23 protein-coding genes are annotated in these 25,681 nt (G+C 69.0%); 7 read left to right on the top strand and 16 right to left on the bottom strand.

Annotated elements, in window-relative coordinates; all coding sequences use genetic code 11:
* Positions 1 to 28 precede the first annotated feature (28 nt).
* From ABFG95_RS16485 to ABFG95_RS16430, 12 genes are all read right to left on the bottom strand, one after another.
* Complete coding sequence (locus tag ABFG95_RS16485) at positions 29 to 862, bottom strand: MetQ/NlpA family ABC transporter substrate-binding protein (RefSeq protein ID WP_175145158.1); 834 nt, start codon at positions 860 to 862, stop codon at positions 29 to 31.
* Between the two features lie 16 nt (positions 863 to 878).
* Positions 879 to 1,541 carry a methionine ABC transporter permease gene (locus ABFG95_RS16480; protein ID WP_006387310.1) on the bottom strand — a complete coding sequence of 221 codons (663 nt, stop codon included), beginning with the start codon at positions 1,539 to 1,541 and terminating at the stop codon, positions 879 to 881.
* The gene (locus tag ABFG95_RS16475) at positions 1,541 to 2,350 is read right to left on the bottom strand and encodes a methionine ABC transporter ATP-binding protein (RefSeq protein WP_348994790.1); all 810 of its coding nucleotides are present in this window, start codon (positions 2,348 to 2,350) and stop codon (positions 1,541 to 1,543) included. The genes ABFG95_RS16480 and ABFG95_RS16475 overlap by 1 nt, the downstream gene beginning before the upstream one ends.
* Positions 2,351 to 2,378: 28 nt before the next feature.
* Positions 2,379 to 3,608 carry an acyl-CoA dehydrogenase family protein gene (locus tag ABFG95_RS16470; RefSeq protein WP_238910194.1) on the bottom strand — a complete coding sequence of 410 codons (1,230 nt, stop codon included), beginning with the start codon at positions 3,606 to 3,608 and terminating at the stop codon, positions 2,379 to 2,381.
* 25 nt (positions 3,609 to 3,633) lie between these two features.
* On the bottom strand, positions 3,634 to 4,419 hold the full coding sequence (ssuC, locus tag ABFG95_RS16465) for an aliphatic sulfonate ABC transporter permease SsuC (protein WP_348994789.1): 786 nt from the start codon (positions 4,417 to 4,419) through the stop codon (positions 3,634 to 3,636).
* Positions 4,419 to 5,591: an FMNH2-dependent alkanesulfonate monooxygenase gene (ssuD, locus tag ABFG95_RS16460; RefSeq protein WP_054419213.1), complete on the bottom strand. Its 1,173-nt coding sequence runs from the start codon at positions 5,589 to 5,591 to the stop codon at positions 4,419 to 4,421. The genes ssuC and ssuD overlap by 1 nt, the downstream gene beginning before the upstream one ends.
* A 17-nt stretch (positions 5,592 to 5,608) precedes the next feature.
* Positions 5,609 to 6,574, bottom strand: a complete 966-nt coding sequence (locus ABFG95_RS16455; RefSeq protein ID WP_348994788.1) for a sulfonate ABC transporter substrate-binding protein — start codon at positions 6,572 to 6,574, stop codon at positions 5,609 to 5,611.
* A gap of 17 nt (positions 6,575 to 6,591) precedes the next feature.
* A complete protein-coding gene (gene ssuE, locus ABFG95_RS16450; protein ID WP_054419216.1) occupies positions 6,592 to 7,185 on the bottom strand; it encodes an NADPH-dependent FMN reductase in 594 nt (197 codons plus the stop codon).
* A gap of 48 nt (positions 7,186 to 7,233) precedes the next feature.
* Positions 7,234 to 8,040 carry a MetQ/NlpA family lipoprotein gene (locus ABFG95_RS16445; RefSeq protein WP_175145150.1) on the bottom strand — a complete coding sequence of 269 codons (807 nt, stop codon included), beginning with the start codon at positions 8,038 to 8,040 and terminating at the stop codon, positions 7,234 to 7,236.
* A 1,159-nt stretch (positions 8,041 to 9,199) separates the two neighbouring features.
* Positions 9,200 to 10,570, bottom strand: a complete 1,371-nt coding sequence (locus ABFG95_RS16440) for an LLM class flavin-dependent oxidoreductase (protein WP_020925504.1) — start codon at positions 10,568 to 10,570, stop codon at positions 9,200 to 9,202.
* A 20-nt stretch (positions 10,571 to 10,590) separates the two neighbouring features.
* Positions 10,591 to 11,808: an SfnB family sulfur acquisition oxidoreductase gene (locus tag ABFG95_RS16435; protein ID WP_336729933.1), complete on the bottom strand. Its 1,218-nt coding sequence runs from the start codon at positions 11,806 to 11,808 to the stop codon at positions 10,591 to 10,593.
* 4 nt (positions 11,809 to 11,812) lie between these two features.
* Positions 11,813 to 13,054: an SfnB family sulfur acquisition oxidoreductase gene (locus ABFG95_RS16430; RefSeq protein ID WP_059269022.1), complete on the bottom strand. Its 1,242-nt coding sequence runs from the start codon at positions 13,052 to 13,054 to the stop codon at positions 11,813 to 11,815.
* 228 nt (positions 13,055 to 13,282) lie between these two features.
* Between ABFG95_RS16430 and ABFG95_RS16425 the strand changes: the two genes are divergently transcribed.
* The 6 genes from ABFG95_RS16425 (at position 13,283) to ABFG95_RS16400 (ending at position 19,968) form a co-directional block, all read left to right on the top strand.
* The gene (locus ABFG95_RS16425) at positions 13,283 to 14,110 is read left to right on the top strand and encodes a hypothetical protein (RefSeq protein WP_348994787.1); all 828 of its coding nucleotides are present in this window, start codon (positions 13,283 to 13,285) and stop codon (positions 14,108 to 14,110) included.
* 34 nt (positions 14,111 to 14,144) lie between these two features.
* Positions 14,145 to 15,833 (top strand): ABC transporter substrate-binding protein, encoded by a 1,689-nt coding sequence (locus ABFG95_RS16420; protein ID WP_054515557.1) that lies wholly within the window; start codon positions 14,145 to 14,147, stop codon positions 15,831 to 15,833.
* 12 nt (positions 15,834 to 15,845) lie between these two features.
* Positions 15,846 to 16,823: an ABC transporter permease gene (locus ABFG95_RS16415; protein ID WP_054482314.1), complete on the top strand. Its 978-nt coding sequence runs from the start codon at positions 15,846 to 15,848 to the stop codon at positions 16,821 to 16,823.
* Complete coding sequence (locus ABFG95_RS16410) at positions 16,820 to 17,704, top strand: ABC transporter permease (protein ID WP_059269018.1); 885 nt, start codon at positions 16,820 to 16,822, stop codon at positions 17,702 to 17,704. The genes ABFG95_RS16415 and ABFG95_RS16410 overlap by 4 nt, the downstream gene beginning before the upstream one ends.
* Positions 17,701 to 19,410, top strand: a complete 1,710-nt coding sequence (locus ABFG95_RS16405) for an ABC transporter ATP-binding protein (RefSeq protein WP_348994786.1) — start codon at positions 17,701 to 17,703, stop codon at positions 19,408 to 19,410. The genes ABFG95_RS16410 and ABFG95_RS16405 overlap by 4 nt, the downstream gene beginning before the upstream one ends.
* A 120-nt stretch (positions 19,411 to 19,530) precedes the next feature.
* On the top strand, positions 19,531 to 19,968 hold the full coding sequence (locus ABFG95_RS16400; protein WP_175145138.1) for a universal stress protein: 438 nt from the start codon (positions 19,531 to 19,533) through the stop codon (positions 19,966 to 19,968).
* A 30-nt stretch (positions 19,969 to 19,998) separates the two neighbouring features.
* Here ABFG95_RS16400 and ABFG95_RS16395 read toward each other — a convergent pair whose 3' ends face one another.
* The 4 genes from ABFG95_RS16395 to ABFG95_RS16380 form a co-directional block, all read right to left on the bottom strand.
* The gene (locus tag ABFG95_RS16395) at positions 19,999 to 21,015 is read right to left on the bottom strand and encodes a 2Fe-2S iron-sulfur cluster-binding protein (RefSeq protein WP_059269012.1); all 1,017 of its coding nucleotides are present in this window, start codon (positions 21,013 to 21,015) and stop codon (positions 19,999 to 20,001) included.
* 13 nt (positions 21,016 to 21,028) lie between these two features.
* Entirely contained in the window at positions 21,029 to 21,508 is a 480-nt protein-coding gene (locus tag ABFG95_RS16390; protein ID WP_054419096.1) for a heme-binding protein, read from the bottom strand.
* Between the two features lie 24 nt (positions 21,509 to 21,532).
* Positions 21,533 to 22,993, bottom strand: coding sequence for an aldehyde dehydrogenase family protein (locus ABFG95_RS16385; RefSeq protein WP_348994785.1), 1,461 nt, complete (start codon positions 22,991 to 22,993; stop codon positions 21,533 to 21,535).
* Positions 22,994 to 23,110: 117 nt separating this feature from the next.
* Positions 23,111 to 24,643 (bottom strand): hypothetical protein, encoded by a 1,533-nt coding sequence (locus tag ABFG95_RS16380; RefSeq protein WP_054419093.1) that lies wholly within the window; start codon positions 24,641 to 24,643, stop codon positions 23,111 to 23,113.
* A 224-nt stretch (positions 24,644 to 24,867) separates the two neighbouring features.
* Between ABFG95_RS16380 and ABFG95_RS16375 the strand changes: the two genes are divergently transcribed.
* On the top strand, positions 24,868 to 25,605 hold the full coding sequence (locus tag ABFG95_RS16375) for a sulfite exporter TauE/SafE family protein (RefSeq protein ID WP_054419089.1): 738 nt from the start codon (positions 24,868 to 24,870) through the stop codon (positions 25,603 to 25,605).
* The last annotated feature ends 76 nt before the right edge of the window (positions 25,606 to 25,681 follow it).

Below are 25,681 nucleotides of genomic sequence, written 5' to 3'. Positions count from 1 at the left end.
CATGGCGTGGCCTCCGGGCGCCGCGTCCTCAGCGGGACGCCGCCAGCTTCTGCTGATAGTCGGTCTTGACGAAGCCGGCGAACGATTTCTCGGTCACCGCCAGGAACTCGGGCGAGGCGTAGGCCGCGGCGATGTCCTTGACGAACGGCTTGTCCAGGTCGGCCGTGCGCACCGCCACCAGGTTCTGGTAGGTGGGCGTGGTCTTCTCCAGCGCCAGCGCCTCGGTCAGCTTCAGGCCCGAGGCCAGCGCGAAGTTGCCGTTCACGAACGAGTAGTCGGTGTCCTCCAGCGAGCGCGGCAACTGCGCCGCCTCCAGCGGGATAAGCTTGATCTTCTTCACGTTCACGGCCACGTCCTTCTCCGATACCCGCAACGGGTCGTAGCCTTCGCGCAGCTTGATCCAGCCCAGTTCCTGCAGCACCACCAGCGCGCGCGCCTGGTTGGTCGGATCGTTCGGCACCGCCACGCTCACGCCCTCGGGCGCGGCGTCCACGCTCTTGTACTTGCGGCTGTAGATGGCGATGGGCGCGGTCGGCACCTTGACCAGCTCCGACAGCTCCAGCTTGTTCTTGGCGGCGAAGTTCTGCAGGTACACGATGTGCTGGAAAGCATTGGCGTCCAGCGCGCCTTGCGCCAGAGCGAAGTTCGGCTGCACGTAGTCGTTGAATTCGACGATGCGCACGGTGTAGCCCTGCTTCTCCAGGATCGGCTTGATGCCGAGCTTGATCTGGTCGCTGTAGGGGCCGGCGGTGGCGCCGAAGACGATTTCCTTTTTGGCGGGATCGGCGGCCAGCGCGGCGCCGGACAGCGACAGGACGGTGGCGGCCAGCGCCAGGCTCAGGAGATTGCGTTTGACGGACATGGGATTCCTCTCGGGATCAACGTTTGTCGATGCGTCGCGCGACGGTATTGCCGGCGAACTGGATGATCTGCACCAGCACCACGAGCAGCGCCACGGTCAGCACCATCACGTCGGTCTGGAAGCGGTAATAGCCATAGCGGATGGCCAGGTCGCCGATGCCGCCGCCGCCCACCACGCCGGCCACCGCGGAATACGACAGGAAGCTCACCGCCAGCACGGTCAGGGCCAGCACCAGCCCGGACCGCGCTTCCACCAGCAGCACCCGGCGCACGATCTGCAGTTCGGATGCGCCGGCGGCGTGCGCGGCCTCGATGACGCCGCGCGGCACTTCGCGCAGGCATTGCTCGACCAGCCGGGCGAAGTACGGAATCGCCGCGAACGACAGCGGCACCGCCGCCGCCACCGGGCCGATAGAGGTGCCGGCAATGACGCGGGTGAACGGCACCAGCGCCACCAGCAGGATGATGAAGGGGAATGAGCGCACGGTATTGACCGTCCAGCTCAGCAGCCGGTGCGCCAGCGGGCGGTCCAGCGACTGGCCCGGGCCGGTCAGGAACACCAGCACGCCGAGCGGTCCGCCCAGCAGGATCGACGCGGCCAGCGCGATGCCCAGCATCAGGAAGGTCTGGCCGACCGCCACGCCCAGTTCGGGCAGCAATTGCACAAAGGTGTCCAGCATCAGGCGACCTCTTCATAGGGATGGGAGGCTTCGCGGATCAGCTCGCGGCCGAGCGCCGAGGTCAGGTGCACGCCGGCGCCGGAGATCTCGGCCTGCTCCAGCACCTGGCCGTTCTCCATCACGGCGACGTGGCGGCACAGCGCCCGGACCACCGCCAATTCGTGCGTGACGATGACGATGGTCACGCCCAGGCGTTTGTTGATGTCGCGCAGCACGCTCAGCACCGAGCGCGTGGTCTCGGGGTCGAGCGCCGAGGTCGGCTCGTCGCACAACAGCACCGCCGGCTCGCTGGCCAGCGCGCGCGCAATCGCCACGCGCTGCTTCTGGCCGCCGGACAGCTGCGCGGGATAGCTGGCGGTCTTGTCCGTCAGGTCGACAATTTCCAGGCACTCGCGCACCCGCGCCGCGATCTGTTCGCGGCCGCGGCCGCCATGCACCCGCAACGGGAAGGCCACGTTCTCGAACACGGTCTCGTTCTGCAGCAGGTTGAACTGCTGGAAGATCATGCCGATGTTCTGGCGCGCGGCGCGCAGCGCCGGCTTGCCAAGCGCGGTCAACTCGGTGCCGCCGACCCGCACCGTGCCTTGGTCGGGACGTTCGAGCAGGTTGATCAGGCGCAGCAGCGTCGACTTGCCGGCGCCGCTCTTGCCGATGATGCCGAAGGTGTCGCCGGCGCGGATCGACAGCGACACGTCGCGCACCGCGTCGAAGCGGCCGGCGCGGGTGGCGAACGACTTGCTCACCGCGTCCAGCCGGATCAGCGGCTGCGGCAGCGAGGCCGGTTCGGGTAGGGAGGAAAGATCGGTCATCGGCGAATCAGGGTGAGAGTCATGCGCATCAGGAATACGCGGTGGGTTCGGGGATCTGGTCCAGCAGCGCGTAGCGGCCCAGGTCGCGGATCTTGTAGGCCACGGGGTCGTGCAGGGTGTGCACGCGCGCGTTGCGCCAGTAGCGGTCGTAGCCATAGCGCGCCGCGGTGGACGAGGCGCCGGTGACGTCGAACAGGCCGTTGCCCACCTCCAGCGCGGCGCGATGCGCCAGCACCTTGGCCTGGGCGCCGGCCACCGCCACCTCGCCGCGCTCGTCCGCCGTCAGCGACGGCCCGCGCGCCAGCGCGGCGTCGAGCCTGAGGCCGGCCACGTCGGCCAGCGCCTGCGCCGCCTGCACCCGCAGCCAGAATTCGCCGAAGCGCTCCTGCACGTAGGGGTCGTCGGCATGGCGCTGCACGCCCGACGCGAACCAGGGCCGGGCGTCGTCGCGCACATAGCGGCGCGCTTCGCGGAAGGCGCCGCGGGCGATGCCCAGGTACAGGTTGGTCATGATCAGTTGGGCCACCTGCGAGCGCAGCGTGGCGCGCGGCGTGGGCGCGACGCCAGGCGCCTGCAGCACCTGCACAGGCTCCAGGCGCACGTGGTCGAAGCGCACGGTGCCGCTGTCGGTCTGCCGCTGGCCGAAGGCGTCCCAATCGGGATTGACGGTGATGCCCTCGGCGCGGGTCGGCAGCGCGGCGATCAACGCCGTATCCGAGGCCTTGTGCCAGGCGGAGAATGTCAGCAGGTCGGAGCCGACGGAGCCGGAGCTGAAGTTCTTGACGCCGTCGATGCGGTAGCCGTCCAGCTCGGGCCGCGCCACCACCCGCCGGTCCAGCGGATTGAGCGCGTTGCCCCAGAACAGATTGCGTTCGACCGTGGGTTTCAGGAAATACGCGTGCTGTTCAGGCGTGCCATAGAGCAGCACGCCTGCCACTTGCAGATGGTGAAAGCCAAACACGTGCGCCAGCGCGCTGTCGGCCTCGGCCAGCGTGCGCACCGCCGCCAGCACGGTCGACCAGCTGGCGCCGGCACCGCCGTATGGGGTCGGCACCGACAGGCGCAGCAGGCCGCTGGCGCGGATCTGTTCGCGCTCGGCGGCGGCGTGGCCGCCCTGGCGGTCGCGCTCGACGGCGGTGACGGCCAGTTGATCGGCCAGGGCCTGGACGGCGCGCGGGATGTCGTCGGCCGCGCGCGCCGGCGCGGCGCCGGCGGCAGGCGCGCGTGCGGTATCGGGGTCGGTCTGGATCTTGGCCATGGAATCTCGTGGTGGAAAAGGCGGGTCAGGCCGGCCGGTAGGCCGGGTTCCAGCGCAGCAGGCGGCGCTCCAGCAGCCCCGCCAGGGTGTCGGCCACCTTGCCCAGCAACGCGTAGAGCAGGATGCCCAGCAGCACCACGTCGGTCTGCAGGAATTCGCGCGCGTTCATCGTCATGTAGCCGATGCCCGATTGCGCCGAGATGGTCTCGGTCACGATCAGGATCACCCACACCAGCCCCAGCGCGAAGCGCAGGCCGACCAGGATCGACGGCAACGCGCCCGGCAGGATCACGTCGCGATACAGGCGCCAGCCCGTCAGGCCGTAGGAGCGCCCCATTTCGATCAGCGCCGGATCGACCGAACGGATGCCGTGGAAGGTATTCAGGTAGACCGGGAAGAACACGCCCAGCGACAGCAGCGCCAGCTTGGCGGTCTCTTCGATGCCGAACCACAGGATGATCAGCGGAATCAGCGCCAGCACCGGAATGTTGCGGATCATCTGCAAGGTGGTGTCCAGCAAGGTCTCGGCGGTGCGCGAGGAACCGTTCAACAGGCCCAGCGCCAGGCCCAGCCCGCCGCCCAGCAGCAGGCCCCACAGCGCCCGCAGCGCGCTCACCCGCACGTGCTGCCAGAGCTCGCCCGACGCCGCCAGCGACCAGGCCGCGGCCGCCACCGACGACGGGGCCGGCAGGATGCGCGACGACAGCCAGCCGGCCTGCGCGGACAGCTGCCACAGGCCCAGGATCAGGGCGGGGACCAGCCAGGGCGCCAGCGCCGCGCGCCAGCCGCCGGGCTTGCGGGCGGCTGCCATCAGCTGGCCGCTTCCTTGGGCACCAGTTCGGTGGCCATGACTTCGCCGAACGGCCCGGTGAGCACCGTGTTGCCGACCTGCTTGCCGCCCTTGCCGGGCAGCAGCGGGAACACCAGCTCGGCAAAGCGGTACGACTCTTCCAGGTGTGGATAGCCGGAGAAGATGAAGGTCTCGATGCCCAGGTCGGCGTATTCCTGGATGCGCGCGGCCACGGTCTTGGGATCGCCCACCAGGGCGGTGCCCGCGCCGCCGCGCACCAGGCCGACGCCGGCCCACAGGTTGGGCGAGATCTCCAGGTGCTTGCGGCCGCCATGCTCGTCGTTGAGCTTGCCGCCGTGCAGCGCCGCCATGCGGCGCTGGCCTTCGGAATCCATTTTCGAGAATGCCGTCTGCGCGGCGCGCACGGCGTCCTCGCTCAGGTGGCTGATGAGGGCGTCGGCGGCGGCCCAGGCGGCCGCCTCGGTCTCGCGCACGATGACATGCAGGCGGATGCCGAAGCGAACCGTGCGCCCATGCCGCGCGGCGCGCGCCTTGATGTCGGCGATCTTTTTCGCCACGGCCTCGGGCGGCTCGCCCCAGGTCAGGTACACGTCGAGCTGCTCGGCGGCCAGTTCGTGCGCGGCCTCCGATGAGCCGCCGAAATACAGCGGCGGATACGGCTTCTGCACCGGGGGGTAGATCACCTTGCCGCCCTTGGACACCAGTTGTTCGCCCTCGAAGCTGTAGCCCTCGGCCTCGTGGCTGTTCTCCAGGATGCCGCGCCAGATGCGCAGGTAGTCGGCGGTGATGGCGTAGCGCTCGTCGTGGCTGACGAAGACGCCGTCGCCCTCCAGCTCGCCGGGGTCGCCGCCGGTCACCACATTGACCAGCAGCCGCCCTTCGGACAGGCGGTCGAAAGTGGCGGCCATGCGCGCCGAGAACTGCGGCGAGCTGACGCCGGGACGGATCGCCACCAGGAATTTCAAGCGGCGCGTGGCGCCGATCAGGCTCGACGCCACCACCCACGCATCCTCGCAGGAGCGGCCGGTGGGCAGCAGCACGCCGTCGTAGCCCAGCGTGTCGGCGGCCACCGCCACCTGGCGGAAGTAGTCGTAGCCGGCCGCGCGCGCGCCGCGGCTGGTGCCGAGATAGCGCGAATCGCCGTGGGTGGGAATGAACCAGAAGACGTCCATGGAATACCTGCCCTTGTCTATTTCAGGCCCGACGGCGCGGCGTCGAACACGTTGAGGGGTTTGGGAATCAGCTTGAGCGCGTGGAACGCATTGGCCACCTGCTGCTGTTCCAGCAGCACTTCCCGCGTGATCGGCTGCACGCCGTAGGCCAGCCGCTCGGCGGCCAGTTCGACCACCGCCTTGTCCAGTCCTAGCACCGGCTGCAGCAGCGCCACGGCCTCCGCGCGATGATCGCGCGCCCACAGGTCGCCCTTGCGGATTTCCTCCAGCACGGTCTGGATCACTTCGGGATGCGCTTGCTGGTACGGTCGCGCGGCCAGGAAGAACTGATAGTTCTTGACCACGCCGGTGCCATCGGCCAGCACGCGCGCGCCCAATTGCTTCTCGGCCGCGGCCTGGAACGGATCCCAGATCACCCAGGCGTCGACCGATCCGCGCTCGAACGCCGCGCGGGCGTCGGCCGGCGTCAGGTAGGCCACGTTCACGTCGGCATAGGGCACGCCGGCGCGCTCGAGCTGCTTGACCAGCAGGTAGTGCACGTTGGAGCCCTTGTTCAGCGCGACTTTCTTGCCCTTCAGGTCGGCGACGCTCTTGATCGGCGAATCCTTGGGCACCAGGATCGCCTCGCTGGTGGGCGACGGCGGTTCGTTGCCGACGTACACCAGCGCCGCGCCGGCGGCCTGCGCGAATACCGGCGGCGCCTCGCCCACCGTGCCGAAGTCGATCGAGCCGACGTTCAGTCCTTCCAGCAGCTGCGGGCCGGCGGGAAACTCGGTCCACTTCACCGTGATGCCCTGCGCCGCCAGTCGCTTGTCCAGGTCGCCCAGGGCGCGCACGATGGTCAGCGTGCCGTACTTCTGGAAGCCGATGCGCAACGTCTTGGCGTCCTGCGCCTGCGCGGCGGGCCACAGCAACGCCGCGCACAGCAGCACCGCCAGCCAGCGGAAGACGGAAAGACGCGACATCCAGATCATGCTGCGCATGGAAACCCCTTTTTGGTTCAGACGCTGAAGCCGCCCGCGAGCGCGAGCCGGCCGAGATCGAAGGCTTCATTGACGACCACGCCGCGCGGGCGCAGTTGCTCGGCCAGGCGCTCCACCGAATCCTCCAGCCGCGTGCGCACGTCGTCATCGATATGGCTGACGCCATCGTCATCGACGCGCACCTGCTTGTCGGTGGCGTAGACCCCGGCCAGGATGTGGCGCGCGCCCAACGCCGACAGCACCGGCTTGAGCCCGTATTCCAGCGCCAGCAAATGCGCCGGACTGCCGCCGGTGGCGATCGGCAGCACCACCTTGCCGGCCAGCGCCTTCTCGTCCAACAGATCCAGCACGGCCTTCAGGCCGCCGGAAAACGAGGCCTTGTAGACCGGCGTCGAGATCAGCACGGCGTCGGCCGCCGCCACGCGGGCCCGCAGCGCATGGGCCGCCGGCCCGGCGTAATGGCCTTCGACCAGGTCTTCGGCGGGCACGTCGCGCAGGCCCAGCTCGCTGATGCCCAACCCGCGCGCGCGCAGCAATTGCGCGGCATGGCGCAGCAGTGCGGAGGAACGGGAACGCTGCGACGGACTGCCCGCCAGGGTAAGAATGCTCATGTTGGATGCCGGTGTTGCGTTGGAGAATCGTGCGCGGCGCAGGCCGGCTCAGAAGGCGGGAATCAGCGAGCCCTTGAATTCGGTTTCGATGAAGGTGCGGACTTCGGGCGACTGGTAGGCGGCCACCAGCTTCTTGACCCAGGGCTGGTCGCGGTCCTTGGTGCGCACCGCGATCACGTTGGCATAAGGGCCGTCGGCAGCCTCGCGACCGATGGCGTCGCGCGCCGGCACCAGGCCGGCCTGGGTGGCGTAGTCGTTGTTGATCGACGCCGCCGTCAGATCGTCGAGCGAGCGCGGCAGCTGCGCCGCGTCCAGCGCCACCAGCTTGAGCTTGCGCGGGTTGGACACCACGTCCAGCGGGGTGGCGTTGTTCTTCTGCTCGGCCTCCGGCTTGAGGGTGATGAGCTTGTAGGCGGCCAGCAGGCGCAGGGCGCGGTTGCCGTTGGAGGGATCGTTCTGGATGCCCACCGACGCGCCTTCGGGCAGGTCGTTGAGCGACTTGATCTTGCGCGAGTAGAAGCCCAGCGGCGCGGTGACGGTCAGGCCGACGGGCACGATGTCGAAGCCGCGCGCCTTGATCTGGTTGTCGAGGAACGGCTTGTGCTGGAAGGCGTTGGCGTCGAGGTCGCCGGCGTTGAGGGCGGCGTTCGGAAGTTGGTAGTCGTTGAACTTGACCAGCTTGATCTCCAGGCCTTCACGGGCGGCAACCTGCTTGACGACGTCGAAGATCTTTTCGGTGGTGCCGACGGAGATGCCGACGGTGATGGTCTTTTTTTCCTGCGTGTCGGCGTGAGCGGTGCCGATCAGGGTCAGGGCGAGGGTGGTCGCGGTGAGCAGGTGGCGGGTGAGGGACATCGTGTCTTTCCGGCTGAATTCGAATGGGATGACTGGATTCTGTCATTGCGAAATCCTTGGGAAAAATACTTAGTGGGTATGAGGATATGTGGTGAGGGTTGGTTTTTTTTCCGGTTTTGGGGTTTTGGAAATATGAGGTTATTTCGGGGAGTTTGGATTGATGTGTTGGGCGGTGAAGTTGGGTTCTTAAGGCGCGCGTGTCGGGGTCGGTGGGGGATGGCGGGGCTACGATTGCGGTCCGGAGCGTTCGCTCCGGACTTCCCCGTTGTCAACCTCGTACGCCTTCGGCTCCCTACGGTTTCCCTCGGGCGCATCTACACGCCCCGCCATCCCCCACCGACCCCGCCACGCGCTCGCGATGAGACGTAATGACGGTCTCAGGGGCGGGCGGTGTGCTTGGCGTTCTGGCGCACAGCGGGGGGGAGGGAAAGGTCTTGCGGGGCCCGCCGCAAGCCGGCCGCGCGGGCGGCCTTTTGCGGCTTACGTGGTGTCTTGCGTCGGGATGATGACGCTCCCTGTAGGGCGCCGCACTGACCCCTCTCGCTGCGATAGCATCAACAGGCCTGATCTAGACGGCGGTCAGGTTTTTAATGCCTTAACCGCAAAAATACTGACACTCCCCTCGCGGGTGGAAAGGGCCCATCCGACGCGATTGCGCGGCTGCCGGCACCACGAAAAGGGCGCTATCCGGTGCTATTGCGCGGCTGCCAGCACCACGACTGTTGTCGGCGGCGCACGCGCTCGTCACGCGCAAGCCAGCCCCCACCGCGCCGCCATTACCCCCCTCTCCTTCGGAGCGGATCCCCTAGAAAACCGCTCGCCACCCGCGCGCAGCGCACCCGCTTAAATTTCAGATGCACAGACGCCCATCGTGGCCGCCCGCGCGGCCGCGATGGGCAACCCCGCAAATTCCCTTCCCCGCACCCGGCTCTAGCAGCGCGACAAGCCCAGACGCTCGTAGCCCCTCGGGCGGGCGGACCCGATGGCGGGCAACCTCGATGCGCCCGAGGGAATCCGAAGGAGTCGCCGGCAGGCGGCAACGAGGATGACGAAGGGGAAGTCCGGAGCGAACGCTCCGGACCGCAATCGCGGGCGCCCGCCATCGGGTCCGCCCGACCGAGGGGCGACCTACGAAGCTCCGCCCCCAGCCCCCAAAAACCTAAGCCACCACCCGCCGATACTCCCCAGCAGCATGCCCCCCCGCCAGCAACGCCCGCCCCGCCCCAAACAACTTCTCCCGCAACGTCCCCTCCGCATAAGCCGTCTTGTAAACCCCGCGCTCCTGCAACTCCGGCACCACCAGATCGACGAAATCCGCATAGCACTCCGGCGTCACCGTCCGCGCCAGGTTGAAGCCATCGATGTCCGTCTCTTCGACCCACGACGCCAGCTCATCGGCCACCTGCGACGCGCTGCCCACCAGCGCCGGATAGCGTCCGCCCAGCGCCATGTCGGCCAACAGATCGCGCACAGTGCGGTCCGTGCGCGCCACCGTCAGGTTCTTTACCGCCGACTCGATCGCGTTGTTCTTCACATAACGGATCGGCTCGTCCGCCGCATAGCGTGAAAAGTCGATGCCGGTGGAGCTGGCGTAGTGGGCCAGGCCGGCTTCCGGATTGGCATAGCGCAGGTACTCCGCGTGCTTCTCGCGCGCCTCGGCCTCGGTGCGGCCCACCACCGCCGTCACGCCCATGAAGAACTTGATGTCGCGCGGATCCCGGCCCTCGCGCGCCACCGACTCGCGCACGCCCGCCACCAGCTTGCGCAGGCCTTCCTTGGTCTGGCTCGACACGAACACGCATTCGGCGTGGCGGGCCGCGAAGGCCTGGCCGCGGCCCGAGGAACCGGCCTGGTACAGCACCGGCGTGCGCTGGCGCGACGGCTCCGAAAGATGGTAGCCCTGGACCTTGTAGTACTTGCCTTCGTGATCGATGCGCCGCACGGCGGCCGGGTCCGCGTAGACACGCGCGCGCCTGTCGGCGCGCACCGCGTCGTCGTCCCAGCTGCCTTCCCACAGCTTGTAGGCCACTTCCAGGAACTCGTCGGCGCGGTCGTAGCGCTCGTCGTGCGCGATCTGTTCGGACAGGCCCATGGCGCGCGCCGCACTTTCCAGGTAGCCGGTGACGATGTTCCAGCCGATGCGGCCATCGGTCAGGTGGTCCAGCGTCGAAAAGCGGCGCGCCAGCAGGTACGGCGCCTCGTAGGTCAGGTTCACCGTCACGCCGAAGCCCAGGTGGCGGGTCGCGGCGGCCATGGCGGAGACGGTCAGCAGCGGGTCGTTGACCGGCAGCTGGATCGACTCGCGCAGCGTCAGGTCGGCCGAGTCCTGGTACACGTCGTAGACGCCGACGATATCGGCCAGGAACAGGCCGTCGAACAGGCCGCGCTCCAGCAGGCGCGCCAGGTCGGTCCAGTAGTCCAGCGTTTTGTACTGCGTCGAGGTATCGCGCGGGTGGGTCCACAGGCCGTGGTTGATGTGGCCGACGCAGTTCATGTTGAACGCGTTCAGGAGGATCTGTTTTTTCGCCATAGCGTGCCGTTCCGAGGGAATCAAGTGGTGCCGACGCGGCCGGGCGCGGCGTCGTTCAGGTAGTAGTTGCCGACCGCGTGGCGCTTCCAGCGCACCGGATCGTGCAGCGTGTGGGTGCGGGCATTGCGCCAGTGGCGGTCAAGATTGAGTTGATCGAGCGTGGCTTGCGTGCCCGCCAGCTCGAACAGCTTGGTGCCGGCGGCCAGGGCCGATTCCGTGGTCAGGGCCCGGGCCTCGGCCACGGCGATGGCGGCGGCCGCCACCAGATGCGGCTGCGGGTCGGCGGTAGCGACGTCGAGGATGCGGCCGGCGCGCGCCACCAGCGCGCGGGCGGCGTCCAGGCGGATCGACAGGCGCCCGAACTCGCTGATGGTCAAGGGATCATCGGCGGCGCGCTCGACGCCCGCGTCGATCCACGGCCGCGAACGCTCCCGCACGAAATCGAGCGCATCGGCCAGGGCAGCCTGGCCGATGCCCAGGTCAATGGCCGCATGGATGATCTGCGCCAGCGGCTTGATGGTGTTGGGCGGCGCGGAAGGGTCGACCAGCACCATCACGTCCTCCGCCGGCACCGCCACGTCCTGGAATAGCACCGTGCCGCTGCCGGTCACGCGTTGGCCGAAGCCCGACCAGTCGTCGATCACCTCCACCCCGGGGCTGTCGCGGCGCACGAAGGCGAGCCGCTGCAGGCCGTCCTCGCCCACGGTGGCGGTGGGAATCCATTGCGCGTAAAGCGCGCCGGTGCAATAGAACTTGCTGCCGTTGATGCGCCAGCCGCCCCGGCCATCGGCCGACAATCTTGTGCGGCGCTCGGCGGCGGTGCGCGTGCCGATCTCGGCCAGCGCGTTGCCAAAGCGTTCGCCCGCCAGGGCGCGGGCGTAAAAGCGGCGCTGCTGGTCGGCATTGCCGTTGACCCGCAGCACCTCCAGCGCGTAGTAATGGTTCTGCGGGATCTGCCCGAGCGAGCCGTCGGCGCCCGAGATGATCGCGGTGACCTCGGCCAGCGTCACTCGCGACACGCCGGCGCCGCCGTGCTCGCGCGGCACCGTGATGCCCCACAGGCCGGACTGCGAATAGCGCTCCAGTTCGGGCAGCGGCAGGCGCCGCTCGCGGTCGCGCACGGCGGCGTCGCGGGCGAAGTCCGCGGCCAGTTCGCGCGCGACCTCGATCGCTTGCGCGTCGCTGTCGATGATCGCGGCGCGCCGCGGCGCCAGGGTCGAGATGGCGATGTCGGTCATGGCATCAGATCCAGGAATGGCGGTTGGGGCGACGCCCGTTCAACAGGTAATTGCCGACCGCGTGGTATTTCCAGCGCACCGGATCGTGCAAGGTATGGGTACGGGCGTTGCGCCAATGACGGTCCAGGTTGAACTCCGCCAGCGAGGCTCGGGCGCCGGACAATTCGAACAGCGTCTCGCTGGCCGCCAGGGCGATTTCCGTGGTCAGCGCCTTGGCCCGCGCCACCGCGATCGACGCGGCGGCCACGTCGTCGGCATCCAGCGCGCGCGGGGTGGCCTCGTCCAGGTGCGCCGCGGCCTCGGCCAGCACCGCCTGCGCCGCGTGCAGGTCAATGAACAGCCGGCCGACGTCGCCGATCACGTAGGGATCCTGCGTGGCGCGTTCGACGCCGGCCTCGGCCCAGGGCCGGGCGCGCTCGCGCAGGAACTTGACAGTGTCGTTCAGGGCCGCTTCGGCGATGCCGGCGTCGATGGCGGCCTGCATCAGTTGCGCGAACGGGCCCTGCAAGGCTGGCGCTTCCTGCACTCGCCAGGCGGGCAGCACGCTGTCCGCCTCGACCCGCACGTTGTCCAGCAGCACCGTGCCGCTGGCGGTGGTGCGCTGGCCGAAGCTGGACCAGTCGTCCACCACCGTCAGGCCGGCGGCGTCCCGTTCCAGCAACACCGTCACCAGGCGGCCTTCGGTGTCCAGCGCCTTGGTGGGAATCCAGTGCGCATACAGCGCGCCAGTGGAATAGAACTTGCGCCCGGACAGGCGATAGCCGTCGCCATCGGCCACCAGCCGCGCCTGCACGTCACGCGCATGGCGGGTGTGGCGCTCGGGCCCGGCGTTGCCCAGCCTGCGGCCGGCCAGCACGCCCTCGTAGTAGCGCCGCTTCTGCCCCGGCGTGCCGACCTGCCGCAGCAGGTTGAGCGAACCGAAATGGTTCTGCGGAATCTGGCCCAGCGACGGATCGGCCGCGCTGAGGATGCGGAACACGTCCGCCAGGGTCACATGGGATACCTGGGCGCCACCGTACTCGCGCGGCACCGTGATGCCGCCCAGGCCGCTGGCCGAATAGCGCTCGATCTCGCGCCACGGCAGGCTGCGGGTCTGGTCGCGGTGCGCCGCGCCCTGGGCGAAATCGGCGGCAAGGATGCGCGCGGCGTCGATGGCTTCGGCGTCATCGCGAATGCGGGCGGCGGGCACGACGCGCGGCGCGTCGTCATCATCGATGGGCTGGGAAAAACTCGCGGCTTGCGGCATGGGAGGTTGCGCACGGAGGGGAAAAGATCAGCCTATCGACACGCCGCGACGCACGGAAGGACGGATTTCTCATGCGGATATTTGGAATCGGTATATGCGCCGCGATCGCGTCATGCGCCTCTATTAGCGATCCGCAAGCCGGCATATCCAAATCACGAAAGAGTGTTTGCGGCGCGCTTCGGCGCTTGCTTAGAGTCGAGTTTTTCCTCGAACGCCCCGCGCCGCCCCATGCCCGAACTGGATCTACCCATTGCCCTGGACTACGACGGCGCCCTGGAAGCGCGCCTGTTCGACGACATCCGCCTGGCGGTGGCCCCCAACATTCCCGCCGCGCGCGACGACCCGCCGCGCGACCTGGCCAGCGCCGAGGAACGGCGCGCGGCCGGCGAGTACGCCGTCTGGAACACCGTGCACGACCTGTTCATCACGCAGGTCGCGGCGCACGCCATCGCCGGCCTGTTCCGCGACGACACCGAGTTCCAGTTCGCGCTTGCGCGCCAGCTGGGCGATGACGCGGCCCATGCGGAGTTCTCGCTGGCGCGGGCCACCCTGCTGCTGGGCCGCGATGCCAGGCCCGAGGTCGAGCAGGGCGTGCGCGACGCCTGGGACCTGGTCGGCGGCTTCGCTTTGCGCAACTGGCAGAACTTCCTGGCCTGGCAGTTCCACTACGAGCACTACATCCTGGCGCGGCTGTTCGTGAACCGCCGCACCGCGAAGGTGCTGGACTTCGGCCACCGCGAGTTCGGCGAAAACCGCATCCTGCCCGATGAGGAAGCCCACCGCATCCGCATCACGCAATGGTGGCTGCGCAAGCTGGCCGGCGCCGGCGACAGCGAGCGCCACGACTGGACCGAAGGCCTGGTCCAGGCCGACGAGGACGTGCAGCGCCTGCTCGGCCCCTACCTGCGCGACTCCTGGCAACTGAACCTGCGCGCCACCGGCCTGGACACGCGCAACCACGTGGCGCTGTACGACGCCTGGCGGCGCGAACTGCTCGCCACCCTGCTGCGCGTGGCGCCCGACGACCTGCCTTCCCTGACCAGCCTGGCCGCCTGACGCGGCCGCTCCCCTTACGACCGAAGGAATCCGCATGACCCAGCCCTTGCCCCCGGCGCACGAGACCGACGCGCCGCAGGATACCGTCAACCCCTTGCGTCGCTGGCTGATGGGCGCCGGCGCGCTGATGGGCGTCGGCGCCCTCTTTCCCAATGTGATCATGGCGCCCGCCCATGCCGACACGCAGAGCCTGCCGAACACGCTGGACGGCGCGGTCAAGGGCGGCGTGCTGAACGCGGTGGTGCACCCCGAGCCGCCCACGCTGGCTTTCTACCTGAACTCCTCCACCCCTACCGGCGCGGTCGCGAGCAAGATCTTCGACGGCCTGGTGGAATACGGCCCCGACCTGAAGCCGCGGCCGGTCCTGGCGGAAAGCTGGAGCGTGTCGGAAGACGGCAAGACCCTCACCTTCAAGCTGCGGCAGGGCGTGCTGTGGCACGACGGCAAGCCGTTCACCGCCGCCGACGTGAAATGGTCGGCCGAAGAGGTCTGGCTCAAGCACGCGCCCAGCGCGCGCCGCGTGTTCCAGTACCTGCAGCGGATCGAGACGCCCGACGACCACACCGTGGTGCTGCACCTGTCGCAGCCCACGCCGGTGGCGCTCAATGCCATCGACTCGCTGGGCGCGCCGATCCTGCCGCGCCACCTGTTTGAAGGCACCGACATCCAGAACAATCCCTACAACAACAAACCGGTGGGCACCGGGCCGTTCGTCTTCAAGGAATGGAATCGCGGCAACTACATCGTGCTTGAGCGCAACGAGCGCTATTGGCAGCCGGAGCGCCCGTTCCTGGACCGTATCGTCTGGAAGATCGTGCCCGACGTCTCCGGCCGCGCGACGGCGCTGGAGACCGGCGCGGTCTCGTATGGCGAGCGCAATCCGGTCGCCTTCACCGACGCCACCCGGCTCGCCAAACTGCCCAAGCTGGCGGTGGACACCGCCGGCTACAACGGCTTCGCGGCCTGGCTATGGCTGGAAACCAACCTGCGCGACCCGATCCTGTCGAACCTCAAGGTGCGCCAGGCCATCGCGCACGCCGTCAACAAGCAGGCGCTGGTCAAGACCGTGTGGAACGGCTATGCCGAGCCCTTCGTCAGCCCGGTGCCGTCGCTGGTCAAGCCTTATCACAACCCCAACGTGCAGCAGTATCCCTACGACCCGGCGCTGGCCGAGAAACTGCTGGACGAGGCCGGCTACCCGCGCGGCGCCGGCGGCTGGCGCTTCGCGCTGACGCACGACTACATCCCGTTCGGCGACGACTATCGCCGCACCGGCGAATTCGTGCGGCAGGCGCTGCGCAAGATCGGCATCGACGTGACGCTGCGCGGCCTGGACCTGGCCACCTGGACGCGCAACGTCTTCACCGACTACAACTTCCAGCTCATCAGTTCGTGGGGCACGGTATTGATCGACCCGCAACTGGGCGTGGAGACGCGCTACTGGAGCAAGGCGGAGGCGCGCGGCACCCCCTGGTACAACGTGTCCGGCTACAAGAATCCCGACATGGACCGCGTCATCGAGGCGGCCCAGGTCGAGACCGATCCACAGAAGCGCATCGAACACTACAACGAGCTGCAACGGCTGGCGCAGCGCGACCTGCCGCTGATCGGCCTGTTCGAGTTCCGCTGGTTCGGCGTGTGGGACAAGCAGTTGCGCAACGTGACCGACGCGTCGTCGCACTCGCGCAACAACTTCGCCCACGTCTGGCTCGGCAAGGCCTGAGGGGCCGGCGATATGCTTGCGCGCCTGCCCCGTCCCGTCCGCTACCTGCTGCAGATCCTGTTCGTGGTGGCCGCCACGGGCGTCGCCAATTTCTTCCTGCTCAAGCTGGTGCCGGGCGACCTGGTGGACGTGATCGCCGCCGAGAACAGCGGCATCACTCCCGCCCACGTGGCCGAGCTGCGCCAGGCCTACGGCCTGGACCGGGGCCTGCTGGCGCAACTGGGCTACTACCTCAAGAGCCTGGCTTCGCTGGACCTGGGCTATTCGTTCCGCTATGGCGAACCGGTGGCCGACCTGATCTTCGGCCGCCTGCCGGCCACCCTGGCGCTGATCGGCACCGGCCTGGCCTTGTCGGTGGCATTGGGCGTGCTGCTGGGCGTGCTGGCGGCGCGGCGGCCGCACGGGCTGCTGGACACGCTGCTGTCCGGCCTGGCCACGGCGGGTTATTCGGCGCCGATGTTCTGGACGGCGTTGATGCTGATCGTCGGCTTTGGCGTGCACCTGGACTGGCTGCCGGTCGGCGGCATCCGCGACGTCGGCGCCGCCCATACCGGCGGCGCGCTGTGGCTGGACTACGCGCGGCACCTGGTGCTGCCGGTGGCCACGGTGGCGATCTACTACGTCGCCATCTACGCGCGGCTGTCGCGCGCGTCCATGATCGAGACGCTGCAGGAAGACTACATCCGCACCGCCCGCGCCCGCGGCAATGGGGAGGGCCGGGTGATCTGGCGCCACGCGCTGCGCAACGCGATCCTGCCGGTGGTCACCATGCTCGGCCTGCAGAGCAGCGCGCTGCTGGGCGGCAGCATCGTGGTCGAGACCGTATTCGCCTGGCCCGGCCTGGGCCAGCTGTCGTTCGAGGCCATCGCCAGCCGCGACGTCAACCTGCTGCTGGGCATTCTGCTGATGAGCGCGGCGCTGGTGGCGGTGATGAACATCGTCGTGGATGCCTGTTACGGCCTGCTCGACCCGCGCGTGAGGAAAGCATGAAGCACGCCTTGACGTTCCTGGCGCGCCTGTTGCGGGCGCCTTCCGCCGCCATCGGCGCGGCTGTGCTGCTGTTGCTGGTGGCCGCCGCCGCCACGGCCGGCTGGCTGTATCCGGGCGACCCGCTGGAAATGGTGGGCGCGCCCTTCACCTGGCCCGGCACCGACGCGGAATTTCCGGCCGGCACCGACCTGATGGGCCGCGACATCCTGGCCGGCCTGTTCCACGGCGCCCGAGTCTCGCTGCTGGTGGGCGGCGCCTCCGCCGCCATCGCGCTGGCGCTGGGGCTGCTGGTGGGCGCCATCGCCGGCTACGCCGGGCCGCGCGTGGACGCGGTGCTGATGCGCCTGACCGAGCTGTTCCAGACGGTGCCCTCGTTCCTGCTGGCGATCGTGCTGGTGGCGATCCTGGGGCCGTCGCTGTCGACCATCATCTTCGCGCTGGGCGTGACCTCCTGGACCGGCATCGCGCGCCTGACGCGCGGCGAGTTCATCACCCTGCGCCAACGCGAATTCGTGCGCGCCGCGCAGGCGCTGGGCGCCGGCCACGCCCGCATCATCTTCCGCGAGATCCTGCCCAACGCCCTGCCGCCCATCATCGTGACCACCGCCGTTCTGGTGGCCAACGCCATCCTGTCCGAAGCCGGCCTGTCGTTCCTCGGCCTGGGTGACCCCAACGTAGTCAGCTGGGGCAGCATGGTGGGCGCCGGGCGCGAGGCGCTGCGCACCGCCTGGTACATGACCGCCCTGCCGGGCCTGACCATCATGGCGGCCGTGCTGGCCCTGAACCTGCTGAGCGACGCCATCAACGACGCGCTCAATCCCAAGCTGCGGCGGCGCGCCGCCGTGGCGCCCGCCGCCCCGCTACCGACTGCCTCCCCATGAGCACACTGATCGACATCCAAGGGCTGAACGTGGCCTTCCCCGGCCATCAGGCCGTCAACGGACTGGACCTGCGCATCGCCGCCGGCGAGACCCTGGCGCTGGTGGGCGAATCCGGTTGCGGCAAGTCCACCACCGCGTTGGCGCTGCTGGGCCTGCTGCCGCGCCACGCCCGCGCCAGCGGCCGCATCCTGTTCGAGGGGCGCGACCTGCTGGCGCTGCCCGAGCGCCAGCGCTGCGCCCTGCGCGGCGACCGCATCGCCATGATCTTCCAGGAACCCATGACCAGCCTGAACCCGGTGCTGACGCTGGGCCAGCAGATCGGCGAGGCCCTGCGGCTGCATCGCGGCGCCTCGGCCCGGGCCGCGCGGCAACGCGCGATCGAACTGCTGGACCTGGTGCGCGTGCCCGAGCCGCAGCGGCGCGTCGACGACTACCCCCACCTGCTGTCGGGCGGCCAGCGCCAGCGCGCCATGATCGCCGCCGCCATCGCCTGCGAGCCCGCGCTGCTGGTGGCCGACGAGCCCACCACCGCGCTCGACGTGACGGTGCAGGCGCAGATATTGCGGCTGCTGGACGACCTGCGCTCGGCGCTGGGCATGGGCCTGCTGCTGATCACCCATGACCTGGCGGTGGTCGGCGACTGGGCCGACCGCGTCGCGGTCATGGTGAACGGCGAGAAGGTCGAGGAAGGCGCCGCCGCCACGCTGCTGGCGCGGCCGCGCCATCCCTATACCCAGGGTCTGCTGGGCGCTTCGCTGCGGCTGGACGACGCCACCCACTACCGCCAGCGACGCCTGCCGGAGATCCGCTCCCGGCTGGATCCGGCCTCGGGGCGGCCGGTCTTCGGCCTGGTGACGCCGCCGCGCGTGGCGGCCGCCAACGACGCCGCCGTGGGCGACCCCCATCCCCTGCCCTTGATGCAGGTGCGCGACCTGCGGGTCGACTACGCCACGCGCCAGGGCGCCAAGCGCGCCGTGGACGGCGTGTCGTTCCAGATCGCCGCCGGCGAGACGCTGGGCCTGGTGGGCGAATCCGGTTGCGGCAAATCGACCCTGTCGCGCACCCTCGTACGACTGCTGGCCCCCGCCGCCGGACAGATCCTGCTGCGCGGGCACGACACCGCGCGCCTGGACCGGCGCGGCCTGGCGGCCTACCGCCAGAACGTGCAGATGATCTTCCAGGACCCCTACGCCTCGCTCAACCCGCGCCACACCGTCGGCGACATCCTGGAATCGGCGCTACGCATCCACCACATCGCCGACCGCCAGGAACGGCGCCGCCGCATCGCCCACATGCTGGACGCGGTCGGCCTGCCCTCCGGCGCCCTGGCGCGCTACCCCAGCGAATTCTCGGGCGGCCAGCGCCAGCGCATCGGCATCGCCCGCGCCCTGGTGCTGCGGCCGTCGCTGGTGATCTGCGACGAACCGGTATCGGCGCTGGACGTCTCGGTGCAAGCGCAGATCCTGAACCTGCTGGTCGACCTGAAGGCCGAGTTCAACCTGTCGTACCTGTTCATCTCGCACGACCTGTCGGTGGTGCACTACCTGGCCGACCGGGTGCTGGTGATGCACGCCGGCTGCATCGTCGAGGAAGGCCCCAACGCCACGCTGTGGCGCGCGCCGCGCCATCCCTACACGCGCAGCCTGATCGACGCGCTGCCGCGCGGCTTGGAGGGGGAAGGGGAAACCCTGCGCCGCCGCGCCTGACAGGGAGCGCGTGGAAGGAGCCCGGCGTTCATCCGAATGCGGTACTGGATTGCGGGCAGGGGCGGGCCTATACTGAATTCGCCCTTGCTGGACGTTCCTTTTTCCCAAAGGAGACGCAACATGTACAGGCATCTGCTCATCGCCGTGGACGGCTCCCTGCTGTCCGAGTCGGCGTTCAAGAAGGCGCTCGTTTTCGCCAAGGAAATGAACGCCTCCATCACCCTGTTGCGCGCCATCCCGGAAGATCATCTGACGGTCTACCAGGCTGAGATGCTGGGCGCGCACCAGGCCCAGCACACCGACCAGGCCCGCAAGAACGCCACCGCCTATCTCGACGGGCTGGCAACCGAGGCGCGCCACGCCCTGGTGCCGTGCGAAACCGCCGTCGCCGTCAACGACCATCCGCACGAGGCCATCGTCGATACGGCGCAAAAGCGCGGCTGCGACCTGATTGTGATGGGGTCGCACGGCCGCCACGGCATGACCGGCTTCCTGCTCGGCAGCGAGACCCAGCGCGTGCTGGCGCGCACCAAGCTGCCGGTGCTGGTGTTCCGCTAGGCGGGCTCACGCCGCGGCCCGCGGGCGCCGTTAGGGCATCGCGGCCGCGGCTGGCGCGTGCTGGAAGGTGAAGCTGTCGGCGTAGAGGTGATCCAGGCTGGCGCCGCGCCCGGCCAGCAGCGCGGTGGCCTCGCTGACCATAGCCGGCGCGCCGCACAGATAGAAAGCGTGTTCGGACAGGTCGCCGTGGTCCGCCAGCACCGCCTGCTGCACGTGGCCGCGCCGCCCCCGCCAATCGGCGCCGGCGCGCGACAGCACCGGCACGAAGTTGAATTCGTACAGGCGCTCGGCCCAGCCCGCGATCTGGTCGCGCAGATACAGGTCGGCCTCGGTCCGCATGCCCCAGTAGAGCGTCACGGGCGGGCAGTCGTCGTTGTCCAGCAGCGACTCCAGGATCGCCTTGATCGGCGCGATGCCGGTGCCCGTGGCCATCATGATCATCGGCCGCCAATCTTCCTCGTGATAGCTGAACACGCCCAGCGGCGCCTCGATCTCGAGCGCCGCGCCCGGCCGCGCCTGCCCCAGCCACTGGTCGGTGTAGCGGCCGCCCGGAATGCGGCGCACGTGGAAATCCACCAGGTTGCCGGCCGGCGCCGAGGCCATCGAAAAGCTGCGGGTGGCGCCGTCGGGCAACACCACGTTCATGTACTGGCCCGGCGCGTAGTCCAGCGGCGTGTCCGGCGGCAGCGCCAGCGTCAGGTGGATGACGTCGTCGCAGAGCGCGGCGATGCGGTGCACGGTGGCGCCCAGCCGGCGCGGCGCGGCGAACTGCCGGCTGTTGGCGACGCTGATGCTCAGGTCGCCACGCGGCCGCGCCTGGCAGGCCAGGGCGTAACCCTGGGCCGCCTCCTCCGGCGTCAGCGCCATCGGGAATTCCTCGTAGTCGACGGCGCCTTCGGCCACTTTGATGCGGCAGGTGCCGCAGCCGCCAAAGGTGCACTCGTGCGGCAGCCGCACCGAGGCGCGCTCGGCCGCCGCCAGCACGGATTCGCCCGCCTCGGCCTCGAAGGTCTGGCCGGTCTCCAGCAGATGAACACGATATGCCATGGGGTTTCGGCGCCTATTTCTTGATGTCCGCCTGCACCAGCACCTTCAGGCCGCGCGGCTCCAGCAGTTCGGCCAGCGCGCCCAGCGCCGCCAGGCCAGCCTGGGTGTCCTGTTCGCCGTTGCCGCCGCTCAGGCCCACGCCGCCGATGACCTCGTCATTGACCACGATGGGAAAGCCCCCCACGAACGCGGCGAACTTGCCTTCGAAGCTCCACTGGATGCCGAAGGCCTCGTTGCCGGGCAGCGCCGGCCCGTTGGGCGGCGTGGTGAACAGGTGCGTAGAACGCTTGTGGCCGGCGGCGGTGAAGGCCTTGTTCCAGGCGATCTGCGGGCCGGTGATGCGGGCGCCGTCCATGCGCTCCAGCGCGATCGGATAGCCGCCGTCATCGACGATGCACACCGATTCCAGCACGCCGATCTGCTCCGAGCGGGCGATGGCGGCGCGCACCATGAGACGCGCTTCTTCGAGTTCCAGGCGATAGATCTGCTTCATGTTGCTTGACTCCAGGTAGGGCCGTCAGCCTGCGCGGTAGACGGTCTTGATCTGCGTGTAGAACTCCAGCCCGACCCGGCCCGATTCGCGGAAGGTCGAGGTGCTGGAACTTTTCAGGCCGCCGAACGGCGCGTTGATGAGATTGCCGGTGGTGGTGCGGTTGATCTTGACGGTGCCGGCCTGGATGTCGCGGGCGAAGCGATGGGCGTAGCGCGCGTCGCTGGTGGCGATGGCGGCGGACAGGCCATATTCGGTGTCGTTGGCGCAGGCGATGGCCTCGTCATAGCCATCCACCGCGATCAGCGCCAGCACCGGCCCGAAAATCTCTTCGCGCGCGATCCGCATCTGCTGCGTCACGTCGGTGAACAGGGCCGGCGTCACGTAATAGCCGCGCTCGAAGCCCGGACCGTCCAGGCGCTCGCCGCCGATCAGGTGGGTGGCTTCCTGCTTGCCCAGCGCGATGTAGCTCAGCACCGTGTCGAGTTGTTTGCGCGTGGCCAGCGGACCCAGGTCGAAATTGCCCTCCAGGCCGTTGCCGATGGTCAGCTTGCGCATGCGCGCCAGCAGCTTGTCGGTGAACGCCGCCAGCACCTTGCGATCGACCAGCAGCCGGCTGGTGCCGGTGCAGGCCTGGCCGCTGAGCGAGAACCCGCCCTTGACCGCCAGGTCCACCGCGCGCTCCAGGTCGGCGTCGGCCAGCACGATCAGCGGGTTCTTGCCACCCAGCTCCATCTGCGTGCGCGTGGTCAGGCCGGCGCCGCGGTGGATCTGCTCGCCGGCGGCGGTCGAGCCGGTGAAGGAAATGGCGCGCACTGCCGGCGCGGCGGTGATGGCCTGGCCCACCTTCGAGGCCGGTCCCGTCACGAAATTCAGCACGCCCGGCGGCAGGCCCGCCTCGACCAGTGCCTGCGCCAGCCGGTAGCCGGACAGCGGCGCGTCCGACGACGGCTTGAACACCACGGTGTTGCCAGTGATCAGCGCCGGCGCGATCTTGCGCGCCGGAATCGAGATCGGGAAGTTCCACGGCGAGATCACCGTCACCACCCCCAGCGGTTCGCGCTGGCTGTAGACCACCATGTCCGGATCGTCGTTGACGAAGGTCTCGCCGGTGAACGACTGCCCTTCCACCGCGTAGAAGCGCAGGGTCTGGGCCGAGCGCAGCACTTCGTCGCGCGCCAGCGCCAGGCTCTTGCCTTCCTCGCGGGTCAGTTCGCGCGCCACGCTGTCGGCGCGGTCCTCCAGCAGTTGCGCCGCGCGGAACAGGATGGCGGCGCGCTTGGAGATCGGCGTGTCGCGCCAGGCGGGAAAGGCGGCGGCGGCCGCCGCCACGGCGCGGGCGCCATCGGCGGCGTCCGATTGCTGGAACCGTCCCACCACGTCGGCGCTGTCGGCCGGGTTCAGGTTCGGCACTGTCGCGCCCGAGGCGCAGGCAACCCATTCGCCGCCGATGTGATTCAGAAATTCCTGCTGCGAAAGCTCGTCCACGGAAGTCCTTCCTTTGCCGGGCTGGCCGGAATGCCCGGAAATTGGCCGTCTGAGGTAATTTCTGAACATTGTATACTTTAATCCAAATGGTTCGATCCACGTAAACCCGAACCGGCGTCAATGCCAGATCAGCACGGCGCAGATCGTGGATACAAACAGCGCCAGCAATACGGGCAGCAGCAGCGCCCGCACCAGCGACAGCACATGGACCCGCGCGAACCCCGCCACCGCGATCAGCGACGACCAGGCGATCAAGGTGCCGCCCCCGGTCCACACCGCGCCCATCTGGCCCACCGCCGCCAGCGTCGCCGGATCCACCCCCACCACCGGCCCCAGCGCGCCCGACAGCGTGCCGGTCAACGGCAGGCCGGCGAAACCCGAACCGTCGATGCCGGTGATCATCCCCACCAGCAGCACGCCGAAAGCCACCAGGAAGTGGTTCTCCGGGATCAGGTGCTGGCCCGCCGAGATCACTTCGAACAACAGCCCGGGGGCCTGGGCCTGCGGCATGCCCAGGATCTGCGCGGCCGTCTCATTGGCGCCGACGAAGAAAAAGCCGGCGATCGGCAGCACCGAGCCCATCGCCTTGAAGGCGAACACGAAACCGTCGGTGACGTGCTCGGGACAAACATCCAGCATCTTGCGCGGCCCTTCGGCCGCCAGCGTCACCAGCATCATCACCACGAACGCCACGCCGCCCACCAGGGCCGCCGCATCGCCGCCGCGCAGCGCAGGCAGCGACGGGAACAGCCGCGGCAGCACCATCACCGCGATCACGCCCAGGAACGCCAGCGGCGTCACCACCGCGAACACGCGCGACCAGCGCACCCGGCGCCGTTCCTCGTCGTCCAGCCCCGGGCCGCGCGGCAGCGCCGGGTTGGCGCCCATGGTGCCGCGCGCCAGTTCGGCCTTGTCGAACGAGCCGGACTGCTCGATCTCGGCCAGGCTGCCGTCCTGCGCCCGCGCCTGCCAGGCCGACAGCAGCCCCGCATCGGCCGGCACGATGTGCTTGCGGATCAGCAGGTAGGCGACGGTGAGCGCCACCGCGCCGGTGATCAGCGACAGCACCAGCGCGCGGTCCGCCACCACCGCGGCGCTGACCGCCGCGCCGGCGGCCTTGGCGCTGATGCCGGGCGCCACGCCGATCACGTAGTCGGACGACAGCGCCATGCCCTGCCCGGCGATGGCGATCGCCATGGCCCCGGCCAGCGGCGGCAGCCCGGCCGCGATGGCCGCCGGCAGCAGGATCGCGGACACCAGCGGCACCGCCGGCGTCGGCCAGAAGAACAGCGAGATCACATAGGTGCAGAGGGCAATGATGAGGAACGACGAATGGCCGCCGCGCATCACCCGCCGGAACGGCTGCACCATGCGCACGTCCGCCTGCAGCGTCTTGAGCGCGTTGAGCAGGGCGGTCATGAAGGTGATGACCAGGAAGATGTTGAAAAGCTCTTTGGCGGCCACGAAGCTGGCCGAGAAGATGCCGATCAGCGCGCTGATCGGGTTGCCGGTGATGGCCAGCACCACCAGGAAAGTGCCGATCACCGATGGCACCACCACGTTTGCCCGCAGGATCATCGTCAGAATGATCGCGGCAACGCTGATCAGGTACATCCAGTGAGCGGCGTTGAGCACGACGTCCGATTGCATGCGCTATTCCCCTTGTCGACGTGGCTGTTGGGTCGCCACTTCGGTATACTATATTTCGTTTGGGGCTATACCAACCGAAATATGCAGCGCCTAGGGAAAGCGATAATTCTGAAATTTCCATGAATATTCGAGGAAAATCAGTGCATTAACTTGGGGCATAAGCCCTGGCTTGGTGCATCGCCGATATTTCAATAGACTACCGTATACAAAAAAACGAATTCGGCATGACGGCTTCCCTACCCGATCTCTGGCATTACGCCGCCATGGCTGCGGTGGTGTTCGGCGCCGCGCTGGCGCAGGGCGTGGGCGGCATCGGCTTCGCCATGTTCGCAGCCCCGGTGGCGGCGCTGTGCTTCCCCCAGCTCGCCCCCGGCCCATTACTGACGCTGGGCGGTTTCATCTCGCTGCTGACGGCGCTGCGCGAGCGCGCCGCGATCGACTGGCGCGCGGTCGCCTACGCCCTGGGCGGACGCGCCGCCGGCACCCTGATCGCCATCTACGCCATGGCGCGCTTCGCGCCGCAGACGCTGGGCCTGCTGTTCGCGGCCATGATCCTCGCCGCGGTCGCCCTCAGCGCGGCCGGCCTGCGCTTTGTCGCCACGCCGGGGCGGGTTTCCGGCGCGGGGGTGGCCTCCGGCATCATGGGCACAATGACCTCGGTCGGCGCCCCGCCCATCGCCCTGGTGCTGCAACACGCCGACCCGCCACGGCTGCGCGCCACGCTGGGCATGGTGCTGTTCCTGGGTTCGATCTTCTCGCTGGCGATGCTGGCCTGGGCGCGGCGCTACACCGGCTACCACGCCGGCCTGGCGCTCAGCCTGGCGCCGTTCCTGCTGGCCGGCTTCGCCGTTTCCGGACGCCTGCGCCACCGCCTGCCGCCGCGCGCGGTGCGCGGCGTGCTGCTGGGGGCCTGCGCGGTGGGCGCGCTGGGCGTGATCGCCAAGGCCCTGTGGGCCGGTTGAAACCGCTTGCCCCCGTCGCCGGCGCGCCGCCCGGTAATACAATGAAGACTGTATCCATTCCGCCAGACCTGCTCGC

This window comes from Achromobacter sp. HNDS-1 (assembly GCF_040084795.1).
Classification (GTDB): Bacteria; Pseudomonadota; Gammaproteobacteria; order Burkholderiales; family Burkholderiaceae_B; genus Achromobacter; species Achromobacter ruhlandii.
This window is presented reverse-complemented; position numbering and strand designations above follow the sequence as displayed.